Source organism: Actinoplanes nipponensis, from assembly GCF_016862275.1.
Taxonomy (GTDB): domain Bacteria; phylum Actinomycetota; class Actinomycetes; order Mycobacteriales; family Micromonosporaceae; genus Actinoplanes; species Actinoplanes nipponensis.
In genome coordinates this window covers 1-12,338 of sequence record NZ_BOMQ01000039.1, presented here as the reverse complement: position 1 = coordinate 12,338, position 12,338 = coordinate 1, and the positions used below count along the sequence as shown (strand labels likewise).

General features: G+C 69.0%; 9 protein-coding genes. 8 read left to right on the top strand and 1 reads right to left on the bottom strand.

What is annotated here, in order from left to right; translation table 11 throughout:
- Window positions 1-725 precede the first annotated feature (725 nt).
- Window positions 726-2,699 (bottom strand): chromosomal replication initiator protein DnaA, encoded by a 1,974-nt coding sequence (gene dnaA, locus Ani05nite_RS16515; RefSeq protein ID WP_203769276.1) that lies wholly within the window; start codon window positions 2,697-2,699, stop codon window positions 726-728.
- A gap of 611 nt (window positions 2,700-3,310) precedes the next feature.
- On the opposite strand from dnaA, the gene rpmH reads away from it, so the two are divergent.
- The 8 genes from rpmH to Ani05nite_RS16475 all read left to right on the top strand — a co-directional run bounded on the left by rpmH (window position 3,311) and on the right by Ani05nite_RS16475 (window position 9,896).
- On the top strand, window positions 3,311-3,448 hold the full coding sequence (gene rpmH, locus Ani05nite_RS16510) for a 50S ribosomal protein L34 (RefSeq protein WP_125812322.1): 138 nt from the start codon (window positions 3,311-3,313) through the stop codon (window positions 3,446-3,448).
- Between the two features lie 34 nt (window positions 3,449-3,482).
- Window positions 3,483-3,839 carry a ribonuclease P protein component gene (rnpA, locus tag Ani05nite_RS16505; RefSeq protein WP_203769275.1) on the top strand — a complete coding sequence of 119 codons (357 nt, stop codon included), beginning with the start codon at window positions 3,483-3,485 and terminating at the stop codon, window positions 3,837-3,839.
- Window positions 3,836-4,105 carry a membrane protein insertion efficiency factor YidD gene (gene yidD, locus Ani05nite_RS16500; protein WP_203769274.1) on the top strand — a complete coding sequence of 90 codons (270 nt, stop codon included), beginning with the start codon at window positions 3,836-3,838 and terminating at the stop codon, window positions 4,103-4,105. Before rnpA ends, yidD begins: the two co-directional genes overlap by 4 nt.
- Before the next feature lies 1 nt (window position 4,106).
- Window positions 4,107-5,150 carry a membrane protein insertase YidC gene (gene yidC, locus Ani05nite_RS16495; RefSeq protein WP_203769272.1) on the top strand — a complete coding sequence of 348 codons (1,044 nt, stop codon included), beginning with the start codon at window positions 4,107-4,109 and terminating at the stop codon, window positions 5,148-5,150.
- A gap of 153 nt (window positions 5,151-5,303) precedes the next feature.
- Entirely contained in the window at window positions 5,304-5,882 is a 579-nt protein-coding gene (locus Ani05nite_RS16490; RefSeq protein ID WP_203769270.1) for a Jag family protein, read from the top strand.
- Window positions 5,883-6,162: 280 nt separating this feature from the next.
- Window positions 6,163-6,906 (top strand): 16S rRNA (guanine(527)-N(7))-methyltransferase RsmG, encoded by a 744-nt coding sequence (rsmG, locus tag Ani05nite_RS16485; RefSeq protein ID WP_239130072.1) that lies wholly within the window; start codon window positions 6,163-6,165, stop codon window positions 6,904-6,906.
- Between the two features lie 657 nt (window positions 6,907-7,563).
- Window positions 7,564-8,829, top strand: coding sequence for a ParA family protein (locus Ani05nite_RS16480; protein ID WP_344936735.1), 1,266 nt, complete (start codon window positions 7,564-7,566; stop codon window positions 8,827-8,829).
- A complete protein-coding gene (locus Ani05nite_RS16475) occupies window positions 8,826-9,896 on the top strand; it encodes a ParB/RepB/Spo0J family partition protein (protein WP_203769266.1) in 1,071 nt (356 codons plus the stop codon). The genes Ani05nite_RS16480 and Ani05nite_RS16475 overlap by 4 nt, the downstream gene beginning before the upstream one ends.
- Window positions 9,897-12,338: the final 2,442 nt, after the last annotated feature.

Below are 12,338 nucleotides of genomic sequence, written 5' to 3'. Positions count from 1 at the left end.
GGTGCGGTGCGGTGCGGTGCGGTGCGGTGCGGTGCGGTGCGGTGCGGTGCGGTGCGGTGCGGTGCGGTGCGGTGCGGTGCGATGCAGTGCCGGAACCGGCACCGGCACACGGGTAGCGGTGCCGGGGGCGTGGGCGCGTGGGCGCGGTGCGGGAAAGGGGGTGCGGGGTGCGCAGGTGCAGGTGCGGGTAGCCGGTGGCCCATGGCCGGGTGCCCAGGTGCCCGGGGTGTGGGAGCCCCGATGGCTTGAGCGCCGACTACGCCTGCAAGCCGGTAGACCGACTACGCCGGCAAGCCGGTGGATACGTGACGATCACAGATCGCGAGTGGCCAGTAGCGCCGAGTCGAGGTCGACGCTTCGGGGCGGTGATCCTGCGGTGATTCGGTCGCCGTCTCGGAGCTGCTTGGCGCGGGGCGGCTCGAACTGCAATCAGGCGAAACGGCCTGTGGACCGGTGCCTGGACCCGTGGGCGGAGAAGGCCGGGTGTGGGCAGAGAGCCGAGGTCGGCGGCGAGCCGTCGGGTGGGAAGCCGATCGGATGGGAAGCCGAGCCGGCGAGTGGCCTGGGACCGTGCGGTGATCAGTGAGGTCAGGCAGTTGCGCCGACGGGTCAGCCCGGCGGGTGACCGCCGGGCTGGAGTTTCGCGGTGCTGGGGGCGTGGGGGCTTGAGGGGGTGTTGCGGTTGGGGCGGGGGTGCGCCGTACCGGTAAAGGACAAGCCCAAAATCAGGTGTTTTGTTTGATGCGGTTGGTCAGCTCGGCGATCTGGTTGTAGAGCGACCGGCGCTCCGCCATGTGTTGCCTGATTTTGCGGTCGGCGTGCATCACCGTGGTGTGGTCGCGGCCGCCGAAGGCCTGGCCGATTCTCGGTAGCGAGAGTTCGGTAAGTTCGCGGCACAGGTACATCGCCACCTGGCGGGCGTTGACCAGGACGCGGGAGCGGGAGTGGCCGCGCAGGTCCTCCAGGCTCACGCCGAAGTAGTCCGCTGTGGACACCATGATCTGGTCGGCCGTGATTTCCGGGCCGGCGCCGTCGGGCATGAAGTCGCGCAGGACTTCCTCCGCCAGCGACAGCTGGACCGACGATCTGGTCAGGCTCGCGAATGCGGTCACGCGGATGAGGGCGCCCTCGAGTTCGCGGATGGAGTTCGAGACGCGGGACGCGATGAATTCGAGGACGTCGTCCGGGGCGTACATGCGTTCCTGGGCGGCCTTCTTCTGCAGGATCGCGATGCGGGTTTCCAGGTCCGGCGGCTGGATGTCGGCCAGCAGTCCCCATTCGAAGCGGGTGCGCATCCGGTCCTCGAGGGTGGCCAGCTGGCGCGGGGAACGGTCGGAGCTGATCACGATCTGCTTGTTCGCGTTGTGCAGGGTGTTGAACGTGTGGAAGAACTCCTCCTGGGTGCGTTCGCGGTTCTCCAGGAACTGGATGTCGTCGATCAGCAGGATGTCGACGTCGCGGTAGCGCCGCTGGAAGGCCTGCGTCTTGTCGTCGCGCAGGGAGTTGATGAAGTCGTTGGTGAATTCCTCGGTGGAGACGTAGCGCACCGAACGGGCGTGGCCCAGCGTCGTCGCGTAGTGGCCGATCGCGTGCAGCAGATGCGTTTTCCCCAGCCCGGAACTGCCGTAGATGAACAGCGGGTTGTAGGCCTTCGCCGGGGATTCGGCGACCGCGACCGACGCCGCGTGGGCGAACCTGTTCGACGAGCCGATGACGAACGTCTCGAACATGTACTTCGGGTTCAGGCGGTTGCCGTCGTTGCCGCCCGGCCGGCGGTCGCGGTCCTGACCGCGCATGTCCATCGGCGCGCGGCCCGGGCCGTTGTCGCCGCCGTGCCGCATCTGCAGGGTGTCGTCGCGGCGGTCCTGGCCGTGCAGCTGCGGGCGGTCGTCCGGGCGGCGCTGGTTGTCGCGCAGCTGGGCCGGGTCCGTGGCGATCCGGCGGCCGGTCGACTCGTTCGGCGGGTCCGCGAAGTGCGGCATCTGCCGCGGAGCCTCGCGGCGCTGCGGCTCGGTTTCGGTACGCGTCTGAGCCTGCTGTTCCTGCTGCTCCTCCGCGGCCGTCTTCGGCCCCTCGCTGGGTCGCACCTGCATCGGCAGCGGCGCGGCGAAGAGGGCGTCCTGACCGTCGCGGGACTCACGGGCCGACGGGACCGCCCGGGGGAACGGCGCCTGGGCCGAGCCGGTCGGGCCGTCGGACGACTCGTAGGTCTGCTCGTACGACTTCTCGTAGCCCTGATCGTAGTCGTCCTGGTGACCGAAGGACGGGGGCTGTGGATAGCGGTCGGGGTACGCGGGCGGTTGCTGTTGCTGCTGCTCCGCGTAACGCTGCTGCTGGTCGGCGTAGTGCTGCTGCTGGTCCGCGTAGTGGGCGGGCGGCTGGGTCGGCGGTTCGGGCGGTGGGTTCCCGTAGACCGTGCCCGGGCGGCCTGTGCCGTCCTCGGGCGGACGAACCGTCACGGCGACCTGGATCGGCCGGCCGAGCCGGCGCGACAGCGCCTCGGTGATCGCCAGCCGCAGCCGCGACTCGATCACGTCGCGGGTGTAGGTGTCGGGCACGGACAGCAGCGCGGTGTCCTCGACTATGGCGCGCAGGCGGGTGAGCCGCAGGTACGCACGCTGCTGGGCGGACGCGATCTCGTCCGCCAGCTCGTCCGTCGCAGCGGTCCACACCCCGCCAAGGTCGACCGTATCGGCCACCGCCGCGCCACCCCCATCGCCACCGGTTCCCCGGTGGCCTTGTCCGGCTTCCGCCGCCCTTGCCAGTCGTCACCCGAACGGGCCACGGACCGGCTACCCCCAACCCAGCACATCCAACGTGCTGAACATGTACGGCGCCACCGGCTGTCCACAGGTTATCCACAACCTGTGCACTCGTCGGCGGTCGCTCCCCGGCCGGTTGGTCGGCGGACTCCCCGGAGCCTGTGTCGGCGCGGAGAAACAGGCTCACCTGGCGAACGATTTACCGGCTCGTCCGGTTTTGGCCGACTCGGCGCGGTCAGCACTGCAGACCAGCAAACGGGCACGCTAACAGCGCGGCGCCTCCCGGTTCAACCGCCGGTACCCACCCCGGGGCAGACCTGGCACGAAAAGATTCACTCCGTGCGCAGACGGACCAGCGTGCGTGACGAAGCCCAGCGTGGGCAAGTGATCCACCGGCGCGCCGCCGCGGCGATGGTTGACCACCCCGGTGGTGCTGCGTAGGGTCGGGCGGTTGCTCCGCCGCGCTCTGCTAAAGTGGCGTCTTGCAGCTTTGATGCCCCCTGGACGCCCGTGGTCACGTGGGCGCCCGATGAAGACGGAGTTCTGACGTGAGCAAGCGCACCTACCAGCCGAACAACCGCCGGCGCGCCAAGACCCACGGTTTCCGGCTGCGCATGCGCACCCGTGCCGGCCGCGCCATCCTCTCCACCCGCCGCGCCAAGGGCCGCGACAAGCTGTCGGCCTGAGCCGACGCTCGTCCGGCCGGATGTCCAGGTAGTCGTGCTGGCCGCGGCACAGCGACTGAGGCGTAGCACCGACTTCGCCGCAGCCGTTCGCGGTGGGCGCAGGGCCGGGCGCAGCACGGTGGTCGTTCACCTTCTTATCGATGAGCCGGCGCAAGCCTCCACGGCGCGCGCCGGCTTTGTCGTGTCCAAGGCCGTGGGCAACGCGGTGACCCGCAACAAGGTCCGGCGGCGCCTGCGTCACCTGGTCCGGCCCCGGCTCGCCGAGCTCCCCGGCGGCACCCTGCTGGTCGTTCGGGCGCTGCCGGCTTCGGCCTCGGCGTCGTACGAGACGCTGGGCGCCGACCTCGACGCGGCCCTGACCGCCGCCCGGTCACCGCGGAGGCGGCGATGACGGCGCCACGCGGGCTGGTTGCCCGGGTGCTGACGGCGGCCATCGTCGCGTACCGTCGTTATCTGAGCCCGGCACTGCCGGCCCGCTGTCGGTTCTACCCCTCGTGCAGCGCGTACGCCCAGGAGGCGCTCGCGGTGCACGGCGCTCTTCGAGGGACCGCCCTGGCGATCTGGCGGCTCCTGCGCTGCCACCCCTTCCACCCTGGCGGGTTCGATCCGGTGCCTGACCCGATCCGTCACCGTCCTGCTGATGTGACTGGAGCATGAATTGAGTCTCGACTGGATCTACATCGCCATCTCGTGGATCCTTCTTCGCTGGCATGACCTCTGGGACGCCATCGGCGTCTCCGACGGCCGGGTGCTGGGCACCAACTGGTCCTGGATCCTGTCGATCGTCTTCCTGGTCGTGACGCTGCGGGTGATCCTCTTCCCCGTCTTCGTCAAGCAGATCAAGTCCCAGCGCGCCATGCAGGCGCTGCAGCCCAAGGTCAAGCAGCTGCAGGAGAAGCACAAGGGCGACCGGGAGACGCTCCAGAAGGAAATGATGGAGCTGTACAAGGTCGAGAAGGCCAACCCGCTCATGGGCTGCCTCCCGATGTTCCTGCAGATCCCCGTCTTCCTGGGCCTGTTCCACGTGCTGCGCCGGCTCAACCCGGACAACGCCAACCCCACCCTGTACGGCTGGACGGCCGAGCAGTTCCGCGAGGCGACCCACTCGGCGCTGTTCACCGCGCCGCTGCCCGCCCAGTTCGGTTCCTCCGCCGCCGACCTCGCCCGGCTCGGCGCGGCGAACGGCACGGTGGTCAAGATCATCGCCGGCATCCTGGTGCTCACCATGATGGCGACGACGTACCTCACCAGCCGCCAGATGATCCTCAAGACCGGCTGGGCCGAGGACCCGCAGCAGAAGATGATCCAGCGCCTGATGCTGTACGGCATCCCGCTGTCGCTGCTGGTCTCCGGCTCGCTGTTCCCCATCGGCGTGGTCATCTACTGGGTCACGAACAACCTGTTCAGCCTCGCCCAGCAGCAGTGGGTGCTCCGCAAGTTCCCGCCGCCGCAGATGGCCAACGGCAAGACGGCCGCCACGTCGGCCCGTCCGAACGGCGCCACCAGCGCGAAGGCCGGCGCGAAGGGCCCGCAGAACCCGGTGCAGAACAGCCGTACCGGTGGCCTGTTCGGCCGCAAGCCGACCGCCCAGCCGGAGCCGGCGAGCCCGGTCGTGGACACCAAGGCCCTGGCCCCGAAGCCCGGAGCCAAGCCGGTGAACCCGAAGAAGGGCGCGCGACCGGCGAACAAACCACAGGGATGACGCAGTCGCGGCCCGGGCCTCGCCCGGGTCCGCGCGCGGCCCTGCCGGGGCGGCGACAAAGACCTCCTCGCGCCGGCGCCGACCCGATGTGGCGCCGACGTGGGAAACAGCGGACCGAGCAGGTCCGGCCCGAGTGAGTACGGAGATGAGACCGTGACCGACACCAGCACTCCCAGCGCCGAGCACTCCACCGAGGAGGAGACCGCTCCCGCCACTGCCGCGGAGTCCGCCGGTACCGAGGAGACCAAGAAGTCGGAGACCGTCACTTCGGACTCCGACCTGTTCCGGCAGAGCGAGATCGCCGCCGACTACGTGGAGGGGCTGCTCGACATCCTCGACTACGACGGCGACATCGACGAGCTCGTGTCCGCGGGACGCCCGATGGTCGAGGTCGTCGGCGGCCGGCTGCAGCCGCTCGTGGGTCAGCGCGGCGCGACGCTCGAGGCCCTGCAGGAGCTCACCCGCCTGGCGATCTTCCGAGCGACGGGCTCGCCGAGCCGGCTGCTGCTGGACATCGGCGGCTACCGGGCCACCCGCCGCAAGGAGCTGACGGCGGTCGCGCGCAACGCGGTCGAGAAGGTCAAGGAGCACGGCGACGCCGTACGCCTGGAGCCGATGTCGGCCTTCGAGCGCAAGTGCGTGCACGACGTGGTCAACGCCATTTCCGGCGTCCAGAGCGAGTCCGAGGGCGTCGAGCCCAGCCGCCGCATCGTGGTCCGTCCGGCCGACTGAGCAGATGACAGACCCACGCTTCGGCGCGGGTGACAACGGCCCGGGCGCTGTCGTGCCCGGGCCGTTGTCGTCCGCTGCCTCTCCTGATTCCCCTGCGTCGTCGTCGGCTGGTTCCGGGGCTTCGGCCGGTTCGGCCGGCTCGACTGGTTCGACCGGCTCGGCGGGCTCGGCCGATTCCTTGGCCGGATCGTCTGACGCGGTGGGTTCGTCGGCCGGTTCAGCCGGTTCGGCGGGCTCGGCGGGCTCGGCCGGTTCGGCGGGCTCGGCCGGCTCCGCTGTCGTGCCGTCGGCCTTCGCTGAGGCTGCTGAGCGGGCCTTCGGGGATCGTCTCGGCTTGGCCACGCGCTACGCCGAGCTTCTCATCACCGACGGCGTGGTCCGCGGCCTGATCGGGCCGCGCGAAGCACCCCGCGTCTGGGAAAGACACCTGATCAACTGTGCCGTTATGTCCGAGATGATCCCGTTAGGTGCATCGGTAACGGACGTCGGGTCTGGTGCTGGTTTGCCCGGTATCGTGCTGGCAGTGGCCCGGCCGGATCTCACCATCACTCTGGTCGAGCCGCTGGCACGACGAACCGCTTTCCTGTCCGAAGCGGTGACCGCTCTCGGCCTCGAGGCGACCGTCACGGTCGTCCGGGGTCGCGCGGAAGACGTCGCCGGTGGGCCCCCCGCCGCCGCCGACGTCGTCACCGCACGCGCGGTCGCGCCCCTGGACCGGCTCGCCGGTTGGTGCCTGCCCCTCGCCGCCGTCGGCGGCCGGCTGTTGGCGCTGAAGGGCGCCTCGGCCGCCGAGGAGGTGGCGGAGCACCACGAGGCGATCACCCGGCTCGGGGGTGGCGACCCGGTCGTCCGGCTCTGCGGAGCCGGGCTGATCGATCCGCCGACCACGGTCGTCGAGATCGTGCGGGAACGGGCTGTCGTGGCACCAAGGCCGAGGCCGTCCGGACGGGCGGCCGACCCGGGCCGCTCTGCCGGCAGCACCGGTGGACGCGGCTCCGGGAAAAGGAGATCGCGGAGGGGATAGATGGCCAGGCGGGGCGTGCGGAAACGAACGGGAAAACTCCCACGACCCCAGCGAGGCCCGGATCCCGGGCGCTCCGAGGCCGGTACGACTGGTGCCACCTCCCCGTCGAACGGAGGGTCGCCGCCGGGCGGCGCATCGGCGCCGAACGGCTCCCATGGTCGCGGGCCGGCCCTAGGCACCTCTGCCGCCGCCGATACGTCGACCATGGTGGCCGCGGGCCTGGGCGCTGACTCGCGCCCGGCCGGCCACCCATCGACCGCCGGCCCCTCCCCTGCCGCTGGCAAGGCGGCGGATCTTCCGGCTTCGAGTCGCTATCCGGGATCTTCGGCGGACCATCTGAGGTCTCTTGGGGGACCACCTGATGGGGCCGAACACGGTGTAATAGACGGGTCCGCACGGGACGCCACTGGCGCTGGGTCAGCGGCCGACAGCGTGAGAATGCGGTTGGTGCCCGGATTCATGGTCTTCGAGGCGCCGGACGGGTTGTTGACATCAACTCATCAGGCGGACAACCGTGGCGACGCTCGCCCGGCGGCCGTAGGCTGGCCGCGCGTCGATAGTGTGGACCGGACGGTGGGAGCGCCAGGCGCCTCGCCGCCTCCTGCCGGACCGCACGCTCGCGGTGCCGACCCAATCCAAGCAGGCAGGGACAAGACGGTGCATGAGTATGGCAGGGGCCCCGACGGCGCCCCAGGCTGGGACCGTGTTTCACGTGAAACCGATCCACACGCCGGCTCGGATCGAAGCGGAAGCTTGAGTGTGAGCTTCGACAGTGGGGAGCAAGGGGTGCCGCAACCACGCGGAGGGAACGGCGGTCAGGTGTACGGCTCCCCGGTGGCGGAACCGGAGGTCGGCGCGGCCGAGCCCCGGCGTCCGGCCCCGGCACCACGGTCGGGGCCTTCGTCTGCGCCTGTTTCCGGCTCTGCCGTCGTACCTCCGTCGGCTCCGGTCTCGGCCGCACCGGCCGCACCGGCCGCCGTGGCGACGCAGCCGTCGGCCGACGGCGCGTCGGCAGACGAGCATGTTTCACGTGAAACGCCGAACCGGGATGAGGACGATCCGCCCCTTGCCATGGAAGCGTTGCGAGCTGTGCAGATCCTCAACCCGAGCGGCGAAATCCACATGCCGCGCCCCGACCATCCGCGGGTGCTCTGCGTCGCCAACCAGAAGGGTGGCGTCGGCAAGACCACCACGACGGTGAACCTCGCGGTGGCTCTCGCCCTGCACGGCAACCGCGTCCTGGTGGTCGATCTCGACCCCCAAGGGAACGCGTCGACGGGCCTGAACGTGCCGCACCATGCCGGCGTGCCCGACGTCTATGACTGCCTGATCGACAACGTGCCGCTGGCGGAGGTCGCCCAGCCGGTCGAGGGCATCCCGAACCTGTACTGCGTGCCGGCGACCATCGACCTGGCCGGCGCGGAGATCGAACTCGTCTCGGTGGTGGCCCGCGAGTCCCGGCTGCAGCGGGCGATCGCGGCGCACCCCGAGAAGTTCGACTACGTCTTCATCGACTGCCCGCCATCGCTCGGCCTGCTGACGGTCAACGCGCTCTGCGCGGCGCAGGAGGTCCTCATCCCCATCCAGTGCGAGTACTACGCGCTGGAGGGCCTGAACCAGCTCATCAACAACATCAACCTCGTGCGTCAGCACCTCAACCCGACGCTCGACGTCTCCACCATCCTGCTGACCATGTACGACCGCCGCACGCGCCTGGCGGATGCGGTCGAGCAGGATGTGCGCAACCACTTCGGCTCCAAGGTGCTCGAGGCTGTGATTCCGCGCAACGTCCGGGTGTCGGAGGCTCCGAGCTACGGCCAATCCGTGATGACCTACGATCCGGGTTCGCGGGGCGCCACGAGCTACTTCGAGGCCGCTCTGGAGATCGCGATGCGCGGGGTCAACACGGGAGGCGCGGCATGAAGAACCGTCCACGGGGCGGCCTGGGCCGTGGCCTCGGCGCACTGATTCCCACGGCCCCGCCGGCGGCCGGCGGCACCACCACGACCGAGGAGCCACCTCCTCCGCCGCCCGTTGTCGCGGAGCCTCCCCCGGCGCCGGTCCACGTTGAGGCGGCTCCGCCGGCCCAGTTCACGGCGCCCACGGAACCTGCGCCGGCTCCCGTAGCCGAGATCGAGGACACCGGTGGCCTGGCTCCGGTGCCCGGGGCCCGCTTCGCGGAGCTCCCGGTCACGGCGATCGAGCCGAACGCGAAGCAGCCGCGGCACGTCTTCGATGAAGAGGCGCTCGAGGAGCTGAAGACCTCCATCCAGGAGGTCGGCTTCCTGCAGCCGATCGTGGTACGCGACGTGGGCGGCGGCCGCTACGAACTCGTCATGGGTGAACGCCGCTGGCGTGCCGCCCAGGCCGTCGGCAAGGAAACCATCCCGGCGATCATCCGGGACACCCGTGACGACGCGATGTTGCGCGATGCCCTGCTGGAGAACATCCACCGGGCCAACCTGAACCCGCTTGAAGAGGCGGCCGCCTACCAGCAGCTGCTCGAGGAGTTCGGCGCCACGCACGAGGAGCTGGCTCGCCGGATCGGACGGAGCCGGCCGCAGATATCGAACACCATAAGGCTGTTGAATCTGCCGGCACCGGTGCAGCGCCGAGTCGCGGCAGGGGTGCTGTCGGCCGGCCACGCCCGGGCGTTGCTCGGGCTGGAGGACAGCGAGGCCCAGGAACAGCTCGCGTTGCGCATCGTGGCCGAGGGACTGTCGGTCCGCGCGACCGAGGAACTGGTGTCGCTGGCGATCGCCGATGGACCGGTGAAGAAGGCGGCGCCGTCGCGGCGGGCGAAGGTTCACGCGCCGGCCCTCAACGATCTGGCCGACCGGTTGTCGGACCGGTTCGATACTCGGGTGAAGGTCGACATCGGGCGGAACAAGGGCAAGATCACGATCGAGTTCGCCACGGTGGATGATCTGGAGCGGATCGTCGGGATGATCGGTGTTGAGGAAGAGGGCGCTGACTCGGACGAGAGTTGACGTTAGGGTTCGGGAACGTGGGGCACGTGATCTTGGCGGATCACGTGCCTTCTTCATGTTCGGGGTTGGGTGGTGGATCCTGTTGCTGGGGACCAGGGAAGGCGAATGTCGGTCGCTTTTGGAGGGTGGGGCGGTTCTGTCAGAGCCATTCTCCTGAGGTTTTGAGACCGCTTGGATCTTCGCGATGGGGCAAATCTGATGCCGTTTTTGCCGGGTTTTGTTCCATGGCCGGATCCCGCACGCGAATCCGTGAGCAGGGTTCATGTTTGAGGTGCTTAGCCGCCGGTGAGGTCCCGTGCGGTGAGGTCGGTGGTGATCGGAGGTATCGCGCTGAAGTCGGGTTGTGTTCGCGTGGAGGCCCCGTCTCGGGCTGGCGTGGCTAACGTCGCCGTGGCCCTTGCAGCTGATTTCGGCCGGTGCCGAGATACGGCTGAACCGCCGAACATTGCTGAGCTAGCGGATGTGGCCCCGCTTGATCCACACAGTTTTCGTGCCGGCGAGGTTGCCCACCCGCCCTGTGGGACGTGGCTGCAGTGTCGGTCGCTGGTGTCGTCTTAGCCGGCCGGCCGTCGATCACCGCTTGGGTTCCGCTGTGACGGAGCGGACCGGGGCAGGCATGACGCGATGCAGCCAGGGGCGCGAGTGACCGTGGGTGGATTCTCCCGAACGTTCTGGGGAGCCTGAGCCGGCGACAGAATCAGCGGACCGCTCGTCATGGTGAGGAGCTGTGGGCTCTCGAAACTCAAGTAGAGGTCTGCTGCTTCCCGTCGTGCGGTTGCTGACTCGGCCGCTTCGCCTGTGCGGCAGCAGACCACCTTCTAGCTTCTTCGCGGTCGAACTACGATCCTTGCAGCAATACGGATCGTCTTGTTAACGGAGCTTCGTTCCCGGCGTGCGACGTTCTGGGCGGCAGGCTACGGCGGTTCAGGACGAGGCGCCATGCCCCATCTGCGGAGGGTAGAGGCCAGGCGCCGACGCCGACCGTGGCGTTCCAGATGAAGCCCCCTCTCACTCCGCCAGCTCGGCTCCATCCGTCGAGCTTGGTCCGCATCGCTAACTCGGGGCGGGATCCGTCCGAGACTTTGTCTGAGTCCTTTCGTCGCCGTAGTCGAACCTTCTCCCAGGACCCTGGCTCAGCTCCTTCCGAAGGTCGGCATCGCTGACGTTGGGTCGGTGTTCATGCAATAGCGGCGGCCCGGGGGATGGAGTCCTCCGCTTTGCCGCTAACCAGATTGACCTCGGAGGGGATCTAGTCATTCCAGGATCGACAGCTCCCATGACCATGCCCGCTCCCCTTGCACAGTGAACCACGAGATCAGGGAACCGGATCAGCACCGACTTCGTAGCGCCGCTTGACCGTCCCCCGCTGGGGCAGCATCGTCGAGTTTCACGTGAAACGGTGATGGTGTCTCTGACTGCTCTCGCCCGACAGTGCGCTTGGGTCTGACGGCCAGGCTTACGGCCGGACCTGCTCGCCGGGGCCACCGTCGTGCATCGCTCAGCCGAGCCTTCGTGGGGAAGTGGCGTTGAAGGTTCCGACTTGTCTTCGCCAATCGTTGGGTCTCGGCGGACGGCAGCGCGACGGTGGAGACTGGCCATGGTTGAGATTGGGACGCCAACTGGATCTCGATAGACGCTCCTCATTCGCAACGATGCTCGCTCCCTGTGCGGGCCGGCTGCCCTTTGTCTTTGCACAGGTGCAGCCAAGTAATTGGGTGGCGCCTCGCTCAGGAACGGGAACTGGAGGCAGGGCCCGAGATGAGCCTCGTCTGTCGTCTCATCCCCCCTCCGCTGCAACGGGAACCTCTCCGGCCTTCCACCTGGGCTCTGGTTAGAGCGCCCTGCGGACACCGACAGGTGGTGGTTGCCGTAAACACACCCACCACCATCACCTAGCTGCCGGCGCCTTGGAACAAGTCGCTCCTCGCCGGAGCCACCGTTTCACGTGAAACGGGGTACACCCAGGTGCTTGGCTCCTGACCTCTGCTGAGTAACCAGCGAGCAATGACTAGCGTGGCTCGTCCCTACCGTCGAGTGGGTCGGTGCTGTCAGCCCCGGGCGTTCCGGGTGCCTTTCGTAGCTCGTTTCAAACGCGCTCGCAGGCGTTCTACGAGCGGGCCGCGCTAATGGATTCGTTCACTGCTGGTTCCGAGCAGACCGCTCCTGAATCGCAGCCCTGCCTGGCTGTCTTCGCCAGCTCGAGTTCTGGGGTTATGCCGGCTGGGAACAACGTCGGCTTGCGGCGGCTGGCGTGCTGTGTCGGTCAGGCCAGTGGCTCGATCGGGCGCTCGTGGAGCGGCGATCCCAATGGCGCTTCTCAAGGGCCTCGGCATCGGCGGCACAGTCCTCCGGAGCCCGGAGCCCGGAGCCCGGAGCCCGGAGCCCGGAGCCCGGAGCCCGGAGCCCGGAGCCCGGAGCCCGGAGCCCGGAGCCCGGAGCCCG